This is a genomic window from Halomonas piscis, assembly GCF_031886125.1.
Lineage (GTDB): Bacteria > Pseudomonadota > Gammaproteobacteria > Pseudomonadales > Halomonadaceae > Vreelandella > Vreelandella piscis.
Genome location: NZ_CP119391.1, coordinates 1,390,041 through 1,411,584, shown reverse-complemented (window position 1 = coordinate 1,411,584; position 21,544 = coordinate 1,390,041). Strand labels below are relative to the sequence as shown.

Annotated in this window: 17 protein-coding genes; 8 read left to right on the top strand and 9 right to left on the bottom strand. The window is 62.1% G+C overall.

The window, feature by feature from the left end; genetic code table 11:
- The first annotated feature begins 437 nt into the window (after positions 1 to 437).
- The 6 genes from P1P91_RS06580 to P1P91_RS06555 are packed head-to-tail and all read left to right on the top strand — an operon-like array spanning position 438 to position 6,330.
- The gene (locus tag P1P91_RS06580) at positions 438 to 3,305 is read left to right on the top strand and encodes a monovalent cation/H+ antiporter subunit A (protein WP_311885383.1); all 2,868 of its coding nucleotides are present in this window, start codon (positions 438 to 440) and stop codon (positions 3,303 to 3,305) included.
- Positions 3,305 to 3,649, top strand: a complete 345-nt coding sequence (locus P1P91_RS06575; RefSeq protein ID WP_311885381.1) for a Na+/H+ antiporter subunit C — start codon at positions 3,305 to 3,307, stop codon at positions 3,647 to 3,649. The genes P1P91_RS06580 and P1P91_RS06575 overlap by 1 nt, the downstream gene beginning before the upstream one ends.
- A complete protein-coding gene (locus P1P91_RS06570) occupies positions 3,646 to 5,178 on the top strand; it encodes a monovalent cation/H+ antiporter subunit D (protein WP_311885379.1) in 1,533 nt (510 codons plus the stop codon). Before P1P91_RS06575 ends, P1P91_RS06570 begins: the two co-directional genes overlap by 4 nt.
- On the top strand, positions 5,175 to 5,672 hold the full coding sequence (locus tag P1P91_RS06565; protein ID WP_311885378.1) for a Na+/H+ antiporter subunit E: 498 nt from the start codon (positions 5,175 to 5,177) through the stop codon (positions 5,670 to 5,672). The genes P1P91_RS06570 and P1P91_RS06565 overlap by 4 nt, the downstream gene beginning before the upstream one ends.
- The gene (locus P1P91_RS06560; RefSeq protein WP_311885377.1) at positions 5,666 to 5,935 is read left to right on the top strand and encodes a K+/H+ antiporter subunit F; all 270 of its coding nucleotides are present in this window, start codon (positions 5,666 to 5,668) and stop codon (positions 5,933 to 5,935) included. The genes P1P91_RS06565 and P1P91_RS06560 overlap by 7 nt, the downstream gene beginning before the upstream one ends.
- Entirely contained in the window at positions 5,932 to 6,330 is a 399-nt protein-coding gene (locus tag P1P91_RS06555) for a Na+/H+ antiporter subunit G (RefSeq protein ID WP_311885375.1), read from the top strand. Before P1P91_RS06560 ends, P1P91_RS06555 begins: the two co-directional genes overlap by 4 nt.
- Here P1P91_RS06555 and serB read toward each other — a convergent pair.
- The 9 genes from serB to P1P91_RS06510 form a co-directional block, all read right to left on the bottom strand.
- Positions 6,327 to 7,301 carry a phosphoserine phosphatase SerB gene (gene serB, locus P1P91_RS06550; RefSeq protein ID WP_311885374.1) on the bottom strand — a complete coding sequence of 325 codons (975 nt, stop codon included), beginning with the start codon at positions 7,299 to 7,301 and terminating at the stop codon, positions 6,327 to 6,329. The genes P1P91_RS06555 and serB overlap by 4 nt on opposite strands.
- A gap of 45 nt (positions 7,302 to 7,346) precedes the next feature.
- Positions 7,347 to 9,617: a DNA topoisomerase IV subunit A gene (gene parC / locus P1P91_RS06545; protein WP_311885373.1), complete on the bottom strand. Its 2,271-nt coding sequence runs from the start codon at positions 9,615 to 9,617 to the stop codon at positions 7,347 to 7,349.
- A 37-nt stretch (positions 9,618 to 9,654) separates the two neighbouring features.
- Positions 9,655 to 11,550, bottom strand: a complete 1,896-nt coding sequence (gene parE / locus P1P91_RS06540) for a DNA topoisomerase IV subunit B (protein ID WP_311885372.1) — start codon at positions 11,548 to 11,550, stop codon at positions 9,655 to 9,657.
- Positions 11,551 to 11,795: 245 nt separating this feature from the next.
- On the bottom strand, positions 11,796 to 12,278 hold the full coding sequence (locus tag P1P91_RS06535) for a universal stress protein (protein ID WP_311885371.1): 483 nt from the start codon (positions 12,276 to 12,278) through the stop codon (positions 11,796 to 11,798).
- 85 nt (positions 12,279 to 12,363) lie between these two features.
- The gene (locus P1P91_RS06530) at positions 12,364 to 13,926 is read right to left on the bottom strand and encodes an AMP-binding protein (protein WP_311885369.1); all 1,563 of its coding nucleotides are present in this window, start codon (positions 13,924 to 13,926) and stop codon (positions 12,364 to 12,366) included.
- A 34-nt stretch (positions 13,927 to 13,960) separates the two neighbouring features.
- Positions 13,961 to 15,400: an acylating sulfoacetaldehyde dehydrogenase gene (gene sauS, locus P1P91_RS06525; RefSeq protein WP_311885368.1), complete on the bottom strand. Its 1,440-nt coding sequence runs from the start codon at positions 15,398 to 15,400 to the stop codon at positions 13,961 to 13,963.
- 122 nt (positions 15,401 to 15,522) lie between these two features.
- A complete protein-coding gene (locus P1P91_RS06520) occupies positions 15,523 to 16,530 on the bottom strand; it encodes a Bug family tripartite tricarboxylate transporter substrate binding protein (RefSeq protein ID WP_311885366.1) in 1,008 nt (335 codons plus the stop codon).
- A 74-nt stretch (positions 16,531 to 16,604) separates the two neighbouring features.
- Entirely contained in the window at positions 16,605 to 17,057 is a 453-nt protein-coding gene (locus tag P1P91_RS06515) for a tripartite tricarboxylate transporter TctB family protein (protein ID WP_311885365.1), read from the bottom strand.
- Entirely contained in the window at positions 17,054 to 18,583 is a 1,530-nt protein-coding gene (locus tag P1P91_RS06510; protein ID WP_311885363.1) for a tripartite tricarboxylate transporter permease, read from the bottom strand. The genes P1P91_RS06515 and P1P91_RS06510 overlap by 4 nt, the downstream gene beginning before the upstream one ends.
- 411 nt (positions 18,584 to 18,994) lie before the next feature.
- On the opposite strand from P1P91_RS06510, the gene P1P91_RS06505 reads away from it, so the two are divergent.
- Together P1P91_RS06505 and P1P91_RS06500 are read left to right on the top strand one after the other, a co-directional pair.
- Entirely contained in the window at positions 18,995 to 19,759 is a 765-nt protein-coding gene (locus tag P1P91_RS06505) for a GntR family transcriptional regulator (protein WP_311885361.1), read from the top strand.
- A gap of 213 nt (positions 19,760 to 19,972) precedes the next feature.
- Complete coding sequence (locus tag P1P91_RS06500; RefSeq protein WP_311885359.1) at positions 19,973 to 21,544, top strand: Re/Si-specific NAD(P)(+) transhydrogenase subunit alpha; 1,572 nt, start codon at positions 19,973 to 19,975, stop codon at positions 21,542 to 21,544.

Here is a 21,544-nt window from a genome sequence, read left to right as displayed (position 1 = left end):
TCGATGACGGTAGGCATTGCTACCGACGATACGGACGCTTTAGGGATAGGGCAGCATACACGGCTGGCACCGCTTTCCAGACGAGAAGACGTAGTGAAAAAACGGTACTTGCTGCAAAAATAATGCGCTTCTTTGAATCCCATGACAGTTTACCTTGTAACAGCTAACGACGATGCTTTGAATGCGCGCCCGGAGGCGCTTGCCCGGCCCTGAAGTGTCAGAGGCGAGCGCTTAGTAGTCGTAGGTCTAGTACAAGAAGCGTCATGGAAATTTTCATGCCTTTAGAAAATCAGTCTCGGCGAAGTTTGTCAATGGCTGTTCGGCGAGCAAAACGGGCGCAGTAAAGTTCCCCAAAGGCGAATCAACTGGTAGGCTCCAAGGTTTGCGCCGTGCCAGCACGGACGCCACTCGACGATACTCAACCGCTGGATGACCCCATGACACTGCTGTGGATAGCCTTACTGCCGCTTGCGGGCGTGTTTGCCCCTGTGCTTGGCGCACGCCGTGGGCGCGCTACCTGCACCCTTGTCACTACCGCGCTGCCCGCCATTGCCCTGGCGCTGACGCTTGCGCAGATCCCCGCGCTTGCCGACGGCGAGACGCTGCGCTTTGGCGCAGGCTGGCTGCCCCAGCTGGGGCTGGAGCTGGCGCTGCGGCTGGACGGCCTCACGCTTTTATTCAATCTGCTGATTCTGGGCATCGGGCTTTTGATTCTGCTCTACGCCCACTTTTATCTGGCGGACGACGAGCCGGTGGGGCGTTTTTACGCCTTCATGGTGCTGTTCATGGCGTCCATGGTGGGCATTGCCATGGCCGACAACCTGATTTTGCTGTGGCTTTACTGGGAGCTCACCAGCCTGGCTTCATTTCTGCTCATCGGCTTCTGGACTACCCAGAGCGCAGCGCGCAAGGGCGCGCGCATGGCGCTCACCGTCACCGGCGCCGGCGGGCTTGCCCTGCTGGCCGGCGTTTTGCTGCTGGGCCACATGGCCGGCAGTTTCGACATGAACGTGGTGCTGGCCAGCGGCGATGCCATTACCGCCGACCCGCGCTACCCGGCCATGCTGGTGCTGGTGCTGCTGGGCGCCTTTACCAAGTCGGCGCAGTTCCCCTTCCAGTTCTGGCTGCCCCACGCCATGGCCGCGCCGACCCCGGTATCGGCCTACCTGCACTCGGCCACCATGGTCAAGGCCGGTATCCTGCTCATGGCGCGGCTGCATCCCGCCATCGGCGACCACGTGCTCTGGACCGTGCTGGTATCCCTAACCGGAACGGTCACGCTGCTCTACGGCGCCTGGTTTGCGCTGTTCAAGACCGATCTCAAGGGGATTCTGGCCTTTTCCACCGTCAGCCACCTGGGGCTGATCACCATGCTGCTGGGCATCGGCAGCCCCATGGCGATTCTTGCCGCGCTGTTTCATATCCTCAATCACGCCACCTTCAAGGCGGCGCTGTTCATGAGTGCCGGTATCATCGACCACGAAGCCGGTACCCGGGAACTCAAGCGCCTGGGCGGGCTGCGCACCAGCATGCCGGTAATGGCGGTGCTGACCTCGGTTGCCGCGGCGGCCATGGCCGGCGTGCCGCTTTTGAACGGCTTTCTGTCCAAGGAAATGCTCTTTACCGAAGCGCTGAACACGCCGATCCTCGCCGGCCTGAGCTGGACCATGCCGGTACTCGCCACCCTGGGCGGCGTGCTCTCGGTGGCCTATTCGCTGCGCCTGGCCCACGCCGTATTTTTCAAGCCGCCGCGCAAGGCGCCCCCCAAGCCTCCCCACGAGCCGCCGCGGCTGATGCGCGCCCCGGTGGAGCTGCTGGTAGCGCTGTGCGTGCTGGTCGGCCTGTTTCCGATGTTTTTTGCCGGCGGCCTTTTGGACCTGGCCACCCTCGCCGTCCTCGGCGAGCCGCTGGAATTCCACCTGGCCCTATGGCACGGCTTTAACCTCCCGCTGGCGATGAGCGTCATAGCCCTGGCCGGCGGCGCGCTGATGTACGGCTATCACCGCGACATGCGCCGCTTTCTCAGCCAGTTCAAGGGGCTGGATGCAAGGTTTGTTTTCGAGCGCGGCGTGCTGGCCTGCAAGCACGGCTCGGAACGCACCGTGACCTGGCTGGAGGGCAACTCACTGCAGCGCTACATGGCGTTTCTCATGCTGGCAGCGCTGGTCAGCGGCGTCATCGGCCTGGCGCAAATCGCGCCGCTGACCGGCGCCCAGGGCAACCAGCCGATCGACGGCATGGTGCTGTTCGGCGCGGCCATGCTGGTATTCGGCGGTATCGCCACCGCCGCCACCCACCGCTTCCGCCTGATTTCCTTGCTGATGCTCTCGACCGTGGGGCTGTTTGTGGCGCTGACCTTTGCCCGCTACTCGGCGCCGGACCTGGCTCTGACCCAGCTGTCGGTGGAAGTCGTGACCATGATCCTGCTGATGCTGGCGCTGTTTTTCCTGCCCCAGCGCACCCCCCGTGACTCAAGCCCCATGCGCAACGTCCGCGACATCCTGCTGGCAAGCGCACTGGGGCTGGTGGTCGCCAGCCTCAACTACGCGGTGCTGACCCGGGGCACGGTGTCGATTTCCGACTTTTTCATCGCCAACAGCGTCCCCGGCGGCGGCGGGCACAACGCCGTCAACGTCATTCTGGTGGACTTCCGCGGCTTTGATACCCTGGGCGAAATCACCGTGCTGGCGCTGGCCGGCCTGGCCATTTTCAAGCTGCTCAATCGCCTGCGGCTGTTCATGCCCCACAGCGACGTGGAGGGTCGCCCCTGGTCGCCGGATCGCTATCCGCCCATACTCAAGTCGATCTCCATGGCGCTGCTGCCGCTGGCACTGCTGGTCTCGGCCTTTATCTTCCTGCGCGGCCACAACGAGCCCGGCGGCGGCTTCATTGCCGGCCTGGTCACCGCGGTGGCGCTGATTCTGCTGTACGTGGCGCGGGGGGTGGACTGGGCCCAGAAGCGCCTCGACTTCCCCTTCCAGCCGATAGCGGTCGCCGGTGTGGCCACGGCGACGCTGACCGGGGTTGGCAGCTGGCTGTTTGGCAAACCGTTTTTGACCTCGGCCTTCGGCCACTTCTCGCTGCCGCTGATTGGCGAGGTCGAGCTGGCCACCGCTCTGCTGTTCGACCTCGGGGTATACCTCGCCGTGGTGGGCGCGACGCTGATGATTCTGGCCAACCTGGGCAAGGTCACCACGCCCCATCGCCCGGTACCCGACGCGCCGGCAGAGCATACCGACAGCACCACTCCCGGCAACGGCAACGGCAACGGCAACGGCAACGGCAACGGCAAGGAGTCCAGCTGATGGAAGCGCTTTACGCCATAGCGACCGGTATTCTCACTGCCTGCGGGCTTTATCTGACCCTGCGCGGGCGCACCTTTCCCGTGGTCGTGGGGCTCACCCTGCTTTCCTACGCGGTCAACCTCTTTTTGTTTTCCATGGGCGGGCTGACCACCAACGGCGCGGTGCTGATCAGCGACGCCGCCAAGCAGGCCGTGGACTACGCCGACCCGCTCCCCCAGGCGCTGGTGCTGACCGCCATCGTCATCGGCTTTGCCATGACGGCCTTTGTCGTGATCCTCGCCATGCGCGCGCGAAGCGAAGTGGGTAACGACCACGTGGACGGCAAGAAGGACGATCACGAATGACCCAGCACCTGATTATTCTGCCCGTCGTGCTGCCCATGCTGACGGGGATTCTGCTGCTCTACCGCCGCCTTGGCCGGCTGAGCGTCAAGAAGCGCGCCATCAGCGTGGCAGCCACGGCGGCGCTGGTCGGGGTTTCCGTGGCGCTGCTGTGTCAGGCCGCGAGCGGCGAGGTGACCTACTATGCGTTGGGCAGCTGGCAGCCGCCCTTCGGCATCGTGCTGGTGCTTGACCGCCTCTCGGCGCTGATGGTGGCGGTGACGTCGCTGCTGGCCCTGGGCGCGGTGATTCATTCCTGCGGCGGCGACGACGAAAAGGGCAGCAACTTCCACGGCCTTTTCCAGTGGCAGCTGGTAGGCCTCAACGGCGCCTTTTTGACCGGCGACCTTTTCAACCTCTTCGTCTTCTTCGAGGTGCTGCTGCTGGCGTCCTACGCCCTGTTGCTCCACGGCGGCGGCAAGGCGCGCATCCAGGCAAGCGTGCACTACGTGGTGCTCAACCTCGCCGGCTCGTCGCTGTTTCTGATCGCCGTGGGCATTCTCTACGGGGCAACCGGCACGCTCAACATGGCCGATATGGCCCTGCGCGTGGCCGAGCTGCCTGCCGAACGCGAGGGGTTGGTAGTGGCCGGCGCGCTGATGCTGCTGGTGGTATTCGGACTGAAAGCCGCCATGCTGCCGCTGTATTTCTGGCTGCCGCGCACCTACGGCTATGCCCCGCCGCCGGTAGCGGCGCTGTTTGCGATTATGACCAAGGTGGGTATTTACTCGATCCTGCGAGTGTATACGCTGATCTTCAGCGATCAGGCCGGCGGGCTTGCCGCGCTGGAACAGCCCTGGGTATGGTGGCTGGGGCTTGGCACTCTGGTCGTCGCCGCCATGGGCGTGCTCGCCACCCGGGATCTGCGCCTGCTGGTGGCGTATCTGGTGCTGGTCTCGGTGGGCACCCTGCTGGCCGGCATCGGCATGCGCACGCCCGAGGCCATATCCGCGCTGCTTTATTACCTGATTCATACCACGCTGGTGACCGGCGGGCTTTTCCTGCTCGCGGCCATGATCGGCACCCAGCGCGGCAAGGCCGGTACGCGGCTGGTCAAGGGGCGGCCCATGGCCGAAGGCGGCGGACTGGCGCTGCTGTTTTTCCTTGGCAGCGTCGCCGTGGCGGGGATCCCGCCGCTATCCGGCGCGCTGGGCAAGGCGCTGCTGCTCAACGCCGCCGAAGGCAGCCAGCGGCTGTGGCTGTGGCCGATCTTGCTGCTGGCGGGGCTCGCTTCGCTGGTGGCGCTTTCCCGGGCGGGCTCGACCATGTTCTGGGCCAGCCACCGCGGTACGTCCGGCGGTGACGCCCTGCCCTGGGCCCAGTGTTTCGGCGTCATCCTGCTGGTCGCGGCTGCCCCGATAGCCCTGGTGGCATTTGCCGGCCCGGTGAGCGACTACACCCAGGCCACCGCCGAACAGCTGGCCCACCCCGAGGCGCTCATACAAACGCTGCTGCCTGCAACGGAGCTGTCAACCACAGGAGATATGCCATGATCAAGCCGCGCCCCTGGCTGCCCACGCCGGTACTCTCCCTTCTCCTGCTGACGGTCTGGCTGCTGCTGACGCACAGCATCGCCCCCGGGCAAATTCTGCTGGGAGGCCTGCTGGGGATCGCCATTCCGCTGGCGACCCATCGTTTCTGGGACGTTCAGCCGCACATTCAAAAGCCCTGGCTGCTGGCGCGCTACGTGCTGCGCGTGGTTGGCGACATCATCGTCGCCAACTTCGAAGTGGCCTACCTGATCGTCAACCCCTGGCGTAAAACGCGTCCCTACTTCGTTGAATATCCGCTCATGCTCGAGGAGCGCTTTACCATTACCCTGCTGGCCAGCACGATCACCCTGACGCCGGGGACGGTATCGGCCAACCTGCGCCTGGACGGCAAGTCGCTTTTGATCCACGCGCTGGACGTGGAAGACCCCGACGCGCTGATAGAGCAGATTCGCCAGCGCTATGAGCGACCGCTCAAGGAGATTTTCGAATGCTGAGCACTGCGCTGCCGATAGCCCTGATGCTGGTGGTTCTGGCCCTGATGATGAATCTCTACCGTCTGACTCGGGGGCCACGCCTGCCGGACCGGGTGCTGGCGCTGGACACCATGTACGTCAACTCCATTGCGCTGGTGGCCATGTTCGGCCTGTGGCTGGACAGCAAAACCTATTTTGAAGCCGCCCTGCTGATCGCCATGCTAGGCTTTGTCAGCACCGTGGCCATCTGCAAGTACATCCTGCGCGGAGATATTATCGAATGAATACGCTGATAGAACTGCTGGCATCGATACTGCTGGTAGCCGGCGGTATTTTCGCCTTTATCGGCTCGCTGGGGATGGCGCACCTGAAAGATTTTTACATGCGCCTGCACGGCCCCACCAAGGTTTCCACCCTGGGCGTTGGCTGCATACTGATAGCCTCCATGACGTATTTCTGGGGGCTTCACGGCACCCCCAGCATCCAGGAGATGCTGATCACGCTGTTTTTGTTCATCACCGCCCCGGTCAGCGCCCACATGCTGTCCAAGACCGGCCTGCACATGAAGCTTGAGCGCGCCGACAAGACCGGCGGCAACCCGCGAGAGCTACGCGAGGAAGGCAGCGACAACCCGGCGGCGCCGCCGGACAAAGACGTCGTTGCGGACAACGACGACTAGCCTGCAGACGTATCGGCAGACGCCTCGACGGCAGGCGCGGCCCGGGAGTGGCCCATGAGATAAAGCACGGCGTCCAGCCCCAGGGCGGTAATCGACTGGCGGGCCTTTTCGCGCACTACCGGCTTGGCACGAAAGGCAATGCCGAGCCCCGCCCGGGAAAGCATCTCCAGGTCGTTGGCGCCGTCGCCCACCGCCACGGTCTGACTCAGGGATAAGCCTTCGCGCGCTGCCATGTCTTCCAGCAGCCAGGCCTTGCGCGCCGCATCCACGATGGGCTCGCGCACCTCGCCGGTGACGCGGCCGTTCTCGATGATCAGCTCGTTGGCGTGGACCTCGTCAAAGCCGAAGCGCTTTTGCAGATGCCGGGCGAAATAGGTAAAGCCGCCGGAGAGGATCGCCGTACGGTAGCCGTGGCGCTTGAGACCAGCCATCAGCGTTTCCAGCCCGTCCATCAGCGGAAGGTTAGCGGCGATGTCTTCAAGCACCGCCTCGTCCAGTCCTTCGAGCTTGGCCATGCGCGCGCGAAAGCTCTGCTGAAAGTCCAGCTCGCCGCGCATGGCCCGCTCGGTCACCGCCGCCACTTCGCCCCCGACGCCGTGGCGGCGCGCCAGCTCGTCGATGACCTCGGTCTTGATCAGCGTGGAATCCATGTCAAAGCACACCAGCCGGCGATGGCCGCGCCACTCGTCGGCATCCTGAACCGCCACGTCCACACCCCGGGCACGGCCCAGCGCCAGCGCCTGCTCGCGCAGCGCCTCCGCGTCCAGCCGACCTTCCGCCAGCGCCTGACCGCCAAGCTCAATCGCAAGGCAGGCGGCTCGGCCCGGCGCGCGTTCGGCGGCTTTATCGGTCAGCCAGCGATGGGCCGAGGCGTGCAGCCCCAGGCGCTCGGTCAGCGCCGTGACGTCATCCAGCAGCGAAGCGGGCAGCGACTCGCCCAGCAGCGTTAATACCAGTGCGTGTTGGCTCATGTGACTCTCTTTTTATCCTCTATGGCATGCTTGGCGAATCGGCCGTTATCGCGACTCGGCAGGCAGCGCCTGCAGACTGTCGACTTTTTGAAAGCCCCGAGGCAGCTTGCTGCCGCGCCGGCCGCGCTCGCCGCGATAGTATTCCAGGTCGGCGGGCTTGAGCGTCAGCTTGCGCCTGCCGGCGTACACCACCAACGAGTCGCTCTCCGCCAACACGGTCATATCGCGGACCAACTCTTCGCGGTTGGCCGCGCGGGCCGGCGGGATATCCAGCAGCTTGTTACCCTTGCCCCGCGCCATTTTCGGCAGCTGGTCGAGCCTAAACAGCAAAAGCCGCCCTTCGTTGGAGATCGCCGCCACCCACAGCGCTTCTTCTTCGCGGTCGGGAATGACCGCCGGAGGCAGCACGCTGCAGCCCTTGGGCAGCGTCAGCGCCGCCTTGCCGGCGCGGTTCTTGCCGGTCAATGCGGAAAGCTCGGCGACAAAGCCGTAACCGCCGTCCGAGGCCAGCACGAAGCGCTGCTCCGGCGGGGCTAGCAGCAAACCGGCCATCTGCGCGCCGGCGGCCACATTGACTCGGCCGGTCACCGGTTCGCCCTGCCCCCGGGCGCCGGGCAGGTTGTGCGCGGCAAGCGTATAGGCGCGACCGGTATCGTCGAGCAGCACCAGCGGCTGGTTGGTCTTGCCCCGAGCGGCCAGGGCAAAGCGGTCGCCGGCCTTGAAGGAGAGCCCTGCCGGGTCGATCTCGTGGCCCTTGGCGGCGCGAATCCAGCCCTTTTCGGAGAGCACCACGGTGATCGGGTCGGCGCCCAGAAGCTCCACCTCGGACAGCGCCCGGGCTTCCTTGCGCTCCACCAGCGGCGAGCGGCGCGCGTCGCCGTGCTCCTTGCCCGCCGCGCGCAGCTCTTTCTCGATCAGGGTGGTAAGCCTGGCCTCGCTGCCCAGCAGCCTTTCCAGGCGCTTGCGCTCCTTTTCCAGCTCGTCCTGTTCGCCGCGAAGCTTCATTTCTTCAAGCCTGGCCAGATGGCGCAGGCGCAGCTCCAGAATCGCCTCGGCCTGGCGCTCGGAGAGACCGAAAGCGGCGACCAACGCGGGCTTGGGCGCGTCCTCCTCGCGGATGATGCGGATCACCTCGTCCAGGTTGAGATAGGCGGTCAGAAGCCCTTCCAGCAGGTGCAGCCGATCCTCGACCTTGCCCAGCCGATGCTCAAGCCGGCGGCGCACCGTCTCCCGGCGAAAGGTGAGCCACTGGCCCAAAAGCTCGGGCAGCGCCATCACCCGAGGGCGGCCGTCGAGACCGATGACGTTGAAATTAACGCGAGCGTTCTTTTCCAGATCCGTAGTGGCAAACAGATGCGCCATCAGCGCGTCGACGTCGACTCTTGCCGAGCGCGGTTCGATGACCAGCCGGGTGGGCTCCTCGTGGGTGGACTCGTCGCGCAGGTCGGCGACCATGGGTAATTTCCTGGCCTGCATCTGGGAGGCGATCTGCTCCAGCACCCGGGCCCCGCTGACCTGGTACGGCAGCGCGGTAATCACGATGTTGGCGTCTTCGCGGACAAAGCGCGCGCGCATCTTCACCGAGCCGCGCCCGGCTTCGTAGAGCTTGCGCAGATCCGCCCGCGGGGTAATGATCTCCGCCTCAGTAGGAAAGTCCGGCCCCGGCAAATATTCCGTCAGATCGGTAGTGGTGGCATCCGGGTGGCGCAGCAGATGGCAGGTCGCCTCGACCACCTCGTTTACGTTATGCGGCGGAATATCCGTGGCCATGCCGACGGCAATGCCGGTGCCGCCGTTCAAAAGAATGTGCGGCAGCCGAGCGGGCAGCACTTCGGGCTCCTGCATGGTGCCGTCGAAGTTGGGCGCCCAGTCCACAGTGCCCTGGCCAAGCTCGGCGAGCAGCACCTCGGCAAATGTCGCAAGCCGCGCCTCGGTGTAGCGCATGGCAGCAAACGACTTGGGGTCGTCGGGACTGCCCCAGTTGCCCTGGCCGTCCACCAGCGGGTAGCGGTAGGAAAACGGCTGGGCCATGAGCACCATGGCTTCGTAGCAGGCGCTGTCGCCGTGGGGGTGAAACTTGCCCAGCACGTCGCCCACGGTGCGCGCGGACTTCTTGTGCTTGGCACTGGCCGACAGCGAAAGTTCGCGCATGGCGTAGACGATGCGCCGCTGCACGGGCTTTAACCCGTCGCCGATGTTGGGCAGTGCCCGGTCCAGAATGACGTACATCGAATAGTCGAGGTAGGCTTTTTCGGTGTAGTCGCGCAGGGAAAGGCGCTCAACGTCGCCTTCCGCCACGGCAATATCCATGCTCATCAATGGGCCTCTTGTCGAGATCGGTCGTCGCCGGTGCTTATACGTCTACCTCAGCGAGGTTGCCGTAGTGTTCCAGCCATTCCTTGCGGTCGGAGGCGCGCTTTTTCGCCAGCAGCATGTCAAGCATCTGCTCGCTGCCGTCGCCCTCGCTGCGGGTGAGCTGCACCAGCCGGCGGGTGTCCGGCGCCATGGTGGTCTCGCGCAGCTGCAAAGGGCTCATCTCCCCAAGCCCCTTGAAACGCTGGACGTTGGGGGTGCCACGCCTTTTCGCCAGCCGCTTGAGAATCGCGTCCTTCTCGCTTTCGTCCAGGGCATAGTGAACCTCCCGGCCCAGGTCGATGCGGTACAGCGGCGGCATGGCAACAAAGATGTGGCCGGCGTCCACCAGGCTGGGGAAATGGCGTACGAACAGCGCGCACAAAAGCGTGGCGATGTGCAGGCCGTCGGAGTCGGCGTCGGCAAGAATGCAGATCTTGTGGTAGCGCAGCCGCTCAAGGTTGGCGCTGCCGGGGTCGGCGCCGATGGCAACGGCAATATCGTGGACTTCCTGGGAGCCGTAGATATCCTGGGGTTCCACTTCCCAGGTATTAAGAATCTTGCCCCGCAGCGGCATGATGGCCTGGGTTTCGCGGTTGCGCGCCTGCTTGGCGCTGCCCCCGGCGCTGTCGCCCTCCACCAGAAACAGCTCGCTCTGGGCCGGGTCCTGGCCGGAGCAGTCGGCCAGCTTGCCGGGCAGCGCCGGGCCCGAGGTCACCTTCTTGCGCGCCACCTTCTTGGCTTTTCTCTGGCGCCGCTGGGCGGCACTGATCACAAGCTCGGCCAGCGCTTCGCCATCGGCCACGTGGCGGTTGAGCCACAGCGAGAAAGCGTCCTTGACCACGCCGGAGACAAACGTTGAGACGGCCCGCGATGACAGTCGCTCCTTGGTCTGGCCGGCAAACTGCGGGTCGAGCATCTTCACCGAGAGCACGAACGACGCCCGCTCCCAGAGGTCGTCGGCGGTGATCCTGATGCCCCGGGGCAACAGGCTTCGGAACTCGCAGAACTCGCGCAGGGCGTCCAGAAGCCCTGAGCGAAAGCCGTTGATATGGGTGCCGCCCAGGGGCGTGGGAATCAGGTTGACGTAGGACTCCACCAGGGTTTCGCCGCCCTCGGGCAGCCACTGGATGGCCCAGTCCACGCCGTGGTCGTCGTCGCTGAAATGGCCCAGAAACGGCTCGGCGGGCAGCACCTCATAGCCGTCGGTGGCCTCGACCAGGTAGTCGCGCAGGCCGTCAGCGTACTGCCACTGGCTTTGGGTGCCGTCAGGCTCAACCAGCGTCACTTCAAGCCCCGGGCACAGCACCGCCTTGGCGCGCAGCAGGTGTTTCATCCGCCCTACTGCCAGTTTGGGGCTGTCGAAGTAGCTCTCGTCCGGCCAGAAACGCAGCAGCGTGCCGCGAGCGCGCTTGGGTGCCTTGCCCGCCGGAGCCAGCTCTTCCACCTTCTGCCCGAACTCGAAGGCCATGGCGTGGCGGGCGCCGCTGCGAGTCACCTCCACTTCCAGCCGGCGCGACAGCGCGTTGACCACGGAAACCCCGACCCCGTGCAGCCCGCCGGAAAAGCGGTAGCTGGAAGCGGAGAACTTGCCTCCGGAATGCAGCTTGGTCAGGATCAGCTCGACGCCGGACACGCCGTGCTCGGGGTGGGTATCGATGGGCATCCCGCGGCCGTCGTCGGACACCTCGATACCGCCGTCCGCCAGCAGCGCCACCCTGACCCTTTTGGCGTACCCGGCCAGCGCCTCGTCGACGCTGTTGTCGATGACTTCCTGGGCCATGTGGTTGGGTCGGGAGGTGTCGGTGTACATGCCGGGGCGTTTGCGCACCGGTTCAAGCCCCGACAGAACTTCGATCGAGCTGGCGCCGTACGAAGCGGCATCAAACTGGGACATGTGGTACTGATTTCCTGATAGGAGCCAAAAAGGCACAGGATACCCCAAACCCACGCATGCTGTATATTCGAACAGAGTTGCGCCTTGGCAAACCTTATGGGATCAGAGGGGCGGCATCACATGGAAGGCTGGCAACGCCGGGCGCGGCAAACCCGCCATGGAGGCGCACCGCGCGCTTTCCACCACCTCACCGCTCTACCCTGAAGGGCGGCAAGGACAGGAAAATGAACAAACCGGCTGAAACGTCAGACGGGAAAGAGAAAGACCGGCCGCGGCGTCTTGAGCGTGACTTTTCTTGCCACTGAGCCAATGATCATGTCGCTCACTCCCGAATAGCGGTGCGTCCCCAGCACGATGCAGTCGGCATCTATACGCTCCGCCTCGTTGAGGATGGTACGCCCGGGGCGGCCGGCCAGCACCCTGATTTCAGCCACTCTTGCCCCCTGGGAATCCTCCGCCTCCAGCGCTGACAGGCTAAAACTCTCCAGCCGTTTTTCTATCTCGCTAACGGCTTCGTCAAAGGCCGTACCGCGATAGGTACCCAAGACGGAACTCGAAATATAGCGTTCGGCCACGTTGTTTCGCAGAATGGCAGGATCCTCAATGACGTGAAGCACATGAATTGCTGCACCAAATTTTTCAGCCAGCCCTATGGCGCAGCGAAAGACCTTGGGACCGTGCGGCCCGAGGTCAGTCGCATACAGAATACGTTGGATATTGAACTGCATAACGGACGCTCCCTATAGCCCGGAAGTCGGTCTCCGGGCCTGTTGAATACCGGGCCTCTGCTTCGCCGCTTCGCTGTTTGCCACTTCACCGGTTGTCGGCAACCATATCCGGGCTCTGCTTCAGGTCATCGAGCATGTCGGCAATGCTGAGCCGCTGGACCTTGCCGGACGGCCCCTTGGGCAGCCACTGTACAAACAGGACCTCTCTGGGCGTCTTGAACTTGCCGATTTCCCCCTGGCAAAACTCGGTCAGCTCTTCTCCGCTTACCTCCTGGTTGTGCTTGAGAACCACGCTCGCCATGATGTCCTGACCGTAATGCGCATCGTCGATGGCAAAGGCGGCAGCTTCCAGAATCGCCGGATGCCTGAGCAGGGTTTCATCGATTTCCCGGGGCGCAATATTTTCGCCGCCCTTGATGATCAGCTCCTTGAGCCGGCCGGTAATAAAGAAGAAATCCTCGTCGTCCTGATAGCCAAGGTCGCCGGTATAAAACCAGCCCTCCTCATCCAGCGACTCCTGGGTCGCCTCGGGGTTCTTGTAGTAGCCCTGCATCACGTTATCGCCCTGAACCACCAGCTCCCCGACTTCGCCGCGCCTGGCTTCTTCGCCGTTCTCGGTGACGACCTTGACCTTGTTGCGGTAGGCAACGCCCGGTGAACCGTACCTTGTCTGGAAAGGCGGCAAGGGGTTGGAAAGGATCTGGGCTGCCGTTTCGGTCAGGCCCATGGTTTCTATCAGCGGTATGCCAAAGGCCTCTTCGAATGCCTTGTGCGTGGCAACGGGCAGCGCCGACGACGCCGAACGGCCGAAGCGTACCCGGGAAAAGTCGGGGTTGTCCCGAACCCCGGGATCCTCGTTATTCGCCTGCTCCAGTAGATAGGTCACAATGGTGGGCACCACGCTGAACCAGGTGCAGTGCTGTTCGCGAATCAGCTCCCAGAAGGCACGGGTACTGAAGCGGTGCGGCATTACCACGCTGCCCCCGCTGATCAGCGGCGCGATCAATGTCACGATCTCGGCATTGATATGATACAGCGGCAGCACGCATAGCCCCCGATCCTCCCGGGAAAGGGTGTGCGCTTCTACCGTATTCATGCCGCCGGCGATCACGTTGCGGTGGCTGAGCATGACGCCCTTGGGCTTGCCGGTGGTGCCCGACGTGTACATCAGCAAGGCAGTATCGTCGGGATCGACGGCCGGCAGGGACGCCGTACCGGCGTCCGCGCTGGTTTCCCAGCTCGGCCCGCGATCCGGACAGGTCGGAATAACCCGGATCGACCGTTCGACCCGGCCGGTAAGCTGAGCGGCCCGCTCCTCATGCGCCGGCGAGGCGAACACGAGATCGGCATCGCAGTGATCCAGCACGTACTCAAGCTGGCTGTCGCCGGCAATGGCGTTGAGCGGTACCGCCACGCGCCCGCTGGCCATTAGCGCCAGCAGCAGCGTGGCCGTCCACTGGCCGTTGTCCATGAGAATCGCCACGTGCTCACCCGCCCCGATGCCCATGGCATCGAGCTGGGCCGCCATCTGGGCAAGGCGCTCGTCAAGCTGCAGGAAAGTTAGCGTCTCGTTATTTTCTGGAGACACCAGAAAGGCTCTGTCTCCGCTATCGGAGGCCCAGCGGCGAATCGCATCTTGAATGGTCATAAAGCCAACACTCCTAGCATCATTGTTGTATATATCAGGAACTGGCAAGCCCATAACGACTCAGGTAGCCGCCGAAGAGCTCATCCATGGACGGCTCATCGACGGGAATGGTACGGGCGATACGAGTGATATTGAGGTAATGCCGGTAGTTGAGGTTTTCCGAAATGCTGTTTTCCCCCCAGGTACCGCAGCCCATGGAAAGCGAAAACGGCAAGCCGTTATCAAAATTACCGCCGCAGGCAAAGGCATGGGCCTGGTTCACAATGACGCGACAGACCGGCATCTCAAGCCCCAGGCGCTGGATATGGGACTCGTCTTCGGTGTGAATACCGCACGAGTGTCCCTTGCCCTGGTGGTCCAGCAGACGGTGGGTCTGGGTAAAGGCCGCATCGAAATCCTCAACGCGATACACCGCCAGCACCGGAGAGAGCTTTTCCCCCGAAAAGGGATGCTCCTTGCCAACCTGGTCCTCCGCGACCATCAGGAAAGCCGCGTTTTCCAGCGCCGGACGCGTCAGCCCCGCCAGCCGGGCAATCTCGGGAGCAGAACGGGCAATGACATGTCGGCTGAGGTTACCCTCTTCCCACATCGCCGCTTCCAGCTGCTGTTTCTCTTCGGCGGTAAGCATCGCGCCGCCGCTTTGTTCAAGTGCCGCAATGGCCGAATCGTAAACGCCGTCGAGGATCACCAGGCTGTTTTCCGACGAGCAGCTGGTGGCGTAGTCAAAGGTCTTTGAGGCGGCAATCTTGCGCGCCGCCTCCTTAAGGTCGGCCGAATCGTCGATGATCACGGGCACGTTACCCGCCCCGACACCGATCGCCGGAGTGCCGCTGGAATAGGCGGAGCGCACGTTGTTTTGTGAGCCGGTAACGACCACCAGGTCCACCTGGTTCATCAGCTCATAGGTGGTTGCCTTGCTGACCGGCGCCGGCAGCTGCTGTATCAGATCGCGGGGCGCGCCGACCCGGTCAAGCTCGGCGTGCATATACTCCAGAAGCTCGGCGCATACCTGCTGTCCCTTGGGCGAGGGGGCCAGGATGATGGCGTTGCCGCCCTTGAGGGCGTTGATGGTTTTGTTGGTCGGCGTAGCCGCCGGGTTGGTCGAGGGCACAACGGCACCGACCACCCCTACCGGCCGGGCAATTTCAACCAGTCCGAGCTCGGGCAGCTCCTGAATCACGCCCACGCTTTTGGCCTGCCTGAGATCGCGCAGCAGGCCCATCGTCTTGCGCTGATTCTTGGTGATCTTGTCGTTGACGTTACCCAGCCCGGTGGTTTCGACCGCCATCCGGGAGATGGCTTCGTTGCGTCCGGGATGCACCAGCGCCCAGGCAACGGCCGTCACCACCTCATCGACTTCCTCCTGAGTGTACCGGGCAAACTGCTCCTGAGCGGTGCGGGCACGCTCCATCAGGCCGGCCACGATGTCCTGCGCCTCGGATGACGCATCCTGCTGCAATGTCATGTTACTCATGGCTGTCTTGCTCCATACGGCTTTTCAGGCAGCGACAGTCACGACGCTGGTAATCGTGCCGTCGCTTGCTTGTTTATGCATGGCTTAAAGCCCCAATATCTCAGCAGCTTTAATGTCCAGTATCAGCTCTCTTCCTTTATCTCTTCGACATCAAAGCCTTCAAACAGCTCATCCAGATAAGCCTTACGCTCCTTCCACATCTCTTTTAGCTCCTCACGATCCATGACTCGCATGGGAGCCCCGCCTTTCTTGAGCTTGGCCTGGATTTCTTCATCGTTGAACATTTCCACAAACTTCTCGGAGAGCACATCGAGACGCTCTTCAGAGACACCGGATGGCGCCATGACGCCACGCATGTTGACACTGGAATCGTCGACCTCGTAGCCGGACTCCTGAAAAGTCGGTACGTCGGGAAGGAAATCGCTGTGCCGTTCCGTGTCGGCAACGCCCAGAATTTTTAGACGATCCTGGTTACGATAGGCATCCGAGAGATTGTTGAAACCTGCCATGACCTGGCCGCCAACGACGAGGCGCAAAGCGTCGACGCCCCCCGAAGTGGGAATGTACTGCAGGTCGATATCGGCAGCGTTTTCCAGCTGTACCGCGGCAATATGGTGGCCCACAAAGAGGCCGGCACCGGACATCGTCACCTTGCCGGGGTTCTCTTCGGCATAGTTGACCAGCTCATCGACCGTATCGAACTGGCTATCCTTTCCCACAATCAGAACGGCCGGGTCGGCCCCCCAGTTAGCGATCGGCTCGAGATTGTCGATGCTGTAATGGGTGTCATACATCAGGGACTGCGCAATAAAATGGGGGACGTTATACGCCGCTATGTCATAGCCGTCCTGCTTCCCTTTCTGGACCAGATAGTTCCAGCCTACCTGGCCGCCGGCGCCCGGGCGGTTGACGATCGCAGTCGGCTCGCCCAGGTACTGCTCCGATTTAGAGCTGGCAATACGCGCCTGGAAATCAGTGGCGCCGCCGGCCGAATAGGAAACAACCATGTTCAGCGGCTGCGTTGGAAAGTCCTCGGCGGCGGATGCCAGACTTCCCATCATCAACAGCGAGCTGCCTGAGACGATACCCACGAGGGTTTTCACTATCTTTAGTTGGCGTTTGTTTTTCATTGTCACTTCCTCTCTCGGGGGATAAATATTGTTCTTTTACTGCTGATTACTGTTGAATTCTTCATTCCATCGCTTTATATCAGCGCTCCCTTTGGCACCTGCACTTCCAGCAACAGAACGAAGATGGCATACAGCGCTCCCATGAAAATGGCTGAAATAGCACAGCCGCGGATAACTCGGCGCCAACTCCATGGCCCCGGCGTATAAAGCACAGCGATTAACGAGAAGGCCATGAAGGAGGTCACGAAAAAACCCAGCCGCTCGGCAACCAACAGGAGACCGCCGAGAATCAGCAGGACAGGTATAATTCCGGCCCAGGGAATAACGGCTTCCGCGGATTCGGTCCGGTGCGCTTTTCTGGTGGCTATCGTCACCAGCAAGTGAATCGCTGAAATAGCGGCAGTCACGATGGCAATGATTTGCGGAAACTCATACCCGGACTCCGACGGCCAGTAAGAAGCTGCTACCAGACCAAGGGCAATGAGCAAGGTGACAAGGGATGTCAGGTGACGCTTCACGGAAGTCATGACTGCACTCCTATAGTACGACCAGTTTCCTGACTACGCCTCTTGGCCTTGGTTCTATATTCGGCAAAGATACTGTAGCCGATGGAAAGAACGCAGAGACTTATCAGCAATATATTGATATTGCCGGTGAGAAAGTATTGGGCCGTGCCGCCCATCGCCTGAGCGATCATCTCGCCTTGCAGGAAATTGGTTTCGGCAATCGGCCCAAGTATGATGCCCAGCACTACCGGACCGGGGCTAAACCCAAACCAGGTAGCAAAGTACATCGCCACTCCCATGGTCATCATGATGTAGACGTCCGACACGCTGTTTTGCACGCTATAGGTACCGAACACTGCCAGAATCGCCACGGCGGCTGCCATGTAGTGCTTGGGAATTCGAATGATGTATTTACTGAACCGGCTGATATAAAGGCCGAAGATCACCAGCAAGACCTGACTTACCAGCAGCGCGCCCATGAACGTCCAGGCCACCGGCGCATGTTCTGTAAACAAATCCGGCCCGGGAAACAGCCCCTGAATCAGAAGGCCACCCAGCAGTACTGCCGCGGTCGGACTCCCCGGGATTCCCAGCGACAGCATGGGAACCAGTGAAGCCCCAACCATGGAGTTGTTGGCACTTTCCGAGGCCACCACCCCTTCCGGCTCACCCTGACCAAAAGCCTCGGAATCCGGGGAAAACTTTTTTGTCTGGTCATAGGCAATCAGCCCTGCTATCTGCCCTCCAGCGCCGGGAATCAGCCCCACCAGGGTACCGATGACGCTGCCGATACCTAATGCGCGCACTTTCGACAGGTTATAAACAACCGATGCCCAGACCGGCCTTTGCTCCATGCCGAAGGTCTCGCCAGCACGGCCCTGCCTGGCCATCTCGATCATCTGAAACACTTGAGGAATGGCAAACAGGCCGATCAGGGCCGGAATGATCGTCACGCCGCCCTGGAGATGTTCGGTGAATACGAAACGCTCGGTTCCCGCGACCGGATTAAAGCCGATCAGCGCAATCCAGATCCCGAAAGCCCCGGCGATCAAGCCTTTCAGAACCGAACTGCTGCCCAGTGAACCGATAACCGTAATGCCCAGGATCGCGGTCCAGAACAGCTCCGAGGGGCCAAAACTCAGCGCAAACCCTACCAGCACCGGCGTAAAGAAGATCAGCACCAGCACGCCGATTATGCCGCCCACGCCGGAGCTGATGAAGCAGTAGTGGAGGGCCTCGGTAGCACGGCCTTTTTTGGCCATCGGGTGGCCGTCGAGCATGGTCGCTATATTGGCCGGAGCGCCCGGAATATTGACCAGAATGGCGCTGACTGCCCCACCTGCTACCGTCGAGGTATACAGAACGCCCAGTAGTATAAGGCCAGAGGTAGCATCCATCTGGAAAGTGAAGGGGATGAGCAATGCCACCGCCATGGTCGGACTCAGCCCCGGGGTAGCACCAAGCAGCAGTCCCACGACTGTACCGGCAACAAGAATCACGAGATTCCAGCCGCTCAACACCTGAGGTAGGTACTCAAATAATTCCACAGGGTCTTTCCTCCTCGCCCGCTCCGTTTTACACGGGAATCAGGCGTGTGATTGTGCTTGTTATATGAGGGAGTATCTGACCGCTAGGTCATATACATAACCTACATCATAGGCTAGACTTGGGCTTAAAGGGTGTCAAACAAGAAGTACAAAACCGGCCCAAGGCCGCCTACAAAAGCACGAACGCTTTTTCATCAACTTTTTATAAAATAAATATCTTGTTGAATTTAATAGAATTTTAGAAAACAAAGTCCGGGCCAGACGCAAACATGGCCAAGGCAGCGTCGGTGCCATAACAGGCGCACCAGCGCTCACGAAAACCTTGAAAGCACGCCAGCACCGGGACCGACTTTGACAGCGTCGAGCTAATGGCAAATACGCCAGGCCCGGGATCAGTGGGGGGAAGGGAATATGGCAACAGAAGTTGACCGTCTACACTTGTTTTCCGCAACGCCGCTCGAGGCCACAAAAGGCAAGCCGCTCTATCGGGTGGTCGAGGAGCATATTCGTCACCTCGTCAATACGGGACAGCTGGTACCGGGGGATCTGATTCCGTCGGAGTCGCAGCTGGCAAAGGCGCTGGGAGTAAGCCCCGGCACTGTCAAGAAGGCCATCACCAATCTGGTCTGGGAGCAGCTGCTGTTCAGACACCAGGGAAAAGGCACCTATATTTCCCGGGTGGACTTCGAGAAGAGCCTCTTTCGCTTTTTCTCCTATGGCGATCCCGAAGGGCGCTCCATCCGCATTCAGAAAAAGACCACCGAGCGCTGCCGCCAGCCCGGCCCCGCCGATATCTGCCGGCGTCTTGGCGTGGCCGAAGGCACCGAGCTGGTCTACATCGAGCGTGTGGGGCTGGTCGGCAACCAGCCGATTCTGGTGGAGTATTCCTGGTGGCCTGCCACCGTAGTGCCGGGCCTCGAGAACAAGGCGCTTCACATTCCCGACTACCTTTACGCTCTCGTCCTGGATCAGTATGGCGTCCCGGTCGTGCGCGCCCAGGAGACGCTCACCGCCGACGCCGCCGACGCCAGGACGGCCGAGATGATCGATATCGACAAGGGCACCCCGGTGGTCGTGCTCAAACGAACAACCTATACCAGGGAGGACCGTATCATCGAGGTGCGAACCACCAAGGGCCGTGCCGATCGCTTCAGCTACAAAACCGAAATTCGCTGATCTTTCTTCCCGCTGGTGCCTGTCTGCTGCGCTACTGTGGGACGATGAGGAGGCCAAACCGATCAACAACACGATGGAGGTATGACAACGGGCCGGCAGTGCAAGTCTGAGCCATTCTTGCCACGGTCAAGGAAACCGTACCCGGTTTTATGCGTTCTCGATGATAAATAACGACCGTCACTAACGACCGATACGAACAAGGGGGAGTCCAAGGTGAAAATTGGTGCACCCAAAGAGAGCACGGCCGGTGAGGCGCGCGTGGCGCTCACGCCGGACAGTGCGCTCCAGATACAGAAACTTGGTCACGAATGCTACCTTCAGGCCGGCGCCGGCGAGGCGGCAGGCTTCACCGATGAAGCCTATCGCCAAGCAGGGGTCACTCTGATCGAAGGTGCCGAGGCGCTGTGGCAGGCGGTGGACATCGTGATCAAGGTGCGCGAACCCGGCGACACCGAGGCGGGCTATCTGCGTAAGGACCAGACGCTGATCTCGTTTTTCTGGCCGGCCCAGAACGAGGAGATACTGGAACGCTGCAAGGCAACCGGCGCTACCGTGATCGCCATGGACATGGTGCCGCGTATCTCGCGCGCCCAGAAGATGGATGCCCTGTCGTCCACTGCCAATATCGTCGGCTACCGCGCCGTCATCGAAGCGGGCAATCAGTTTGGCCGCTTCTTTACCGGCCAGGTGACCGCTGCGGGCAAGGTGCCCCCGGCCAGGGTACTGGTGGTAGGCGCCGGCGTCGCCGGGCTTGCCGCCATTGGCACCGCCACCGGCCTGGGGGCCATCGTGCGCGCTTTTGACGTGCGCCCGGAGGTGGCCGAGCAGATCGAGTCCATGGGCGCCGAATTTCTGTTCCTCGACTTTGAAGACAGCCAGGACGGCTCGGAAAGCGGCGGCTATGCCGAGCCGTCAAGCCCCGAGTTTCGTGAAAAGCAGCTGGCGCTGTTCCGCGAGCAGGCACCCGAGATCGACATCGTGATCACCACGGCGCTGATCCCGGGGCGCCCTGCCCCCAAGCTGTGGCTCGAGGACATGGTCGAGGCCATGAAGCCGGGCTCGGTGGTGATCGACCTGGCTGCGGAACGCGGCGGCAACTGCGAGCTCACCGTGCCCGACCAGCGCATTGTCACCGACAACGGCGTGATCGTGGCCGGCTTCACCGACTTCCCGTCGCGCATGGCCACACAGGCCTCGCTGCTCTACGGCAACAATATTCGTCACCTGCTCACCGATCTGACGCCTGAAAAGGACGGCCGGGTCGTGCACGACATGGAAGACGACGTGATCCGCGGCGTCACCGTGGCCCATCAGGGCGAGATCACTTACCCGCCGCCGCCGCCCAAGGTGAAGGCCATCGCCGCGGCCAAACCCCAACCCCGGGAAAAAGAGCCAACCCCCGAAGAAAGGCAGGCCGCTGAAAAAGCCGCCTTCAAAAAGCAGACCCAAAGCCAGGTGTCCATGCTGGTAGTAGGCGGCGCGCTGATGCTGCTGCTGGGCATGGTGGCACCTCCTTCCTTCATGCAGCACTTCATCGTTTTTGTGCTGGCCTGCTTTGTCGGCTACCAGGTGATCTGGAACGTCAGCCACTCCCTGCATACGCCGCTGATGGCGGTGACCAACGCCATTTCCAGCATCATCATTCTGGGGGCGATTCTGCAGATCGGCTCCGGCAGCGTGCCGGTGGCGCTACTGGCCGGCATCTCGGTGCTGATCGCCTCGACCAACATCTTTGGCGGTTTCCTGGTGACGCGGCGCATGCTCGCCATGTTCCAGAAATCCTGA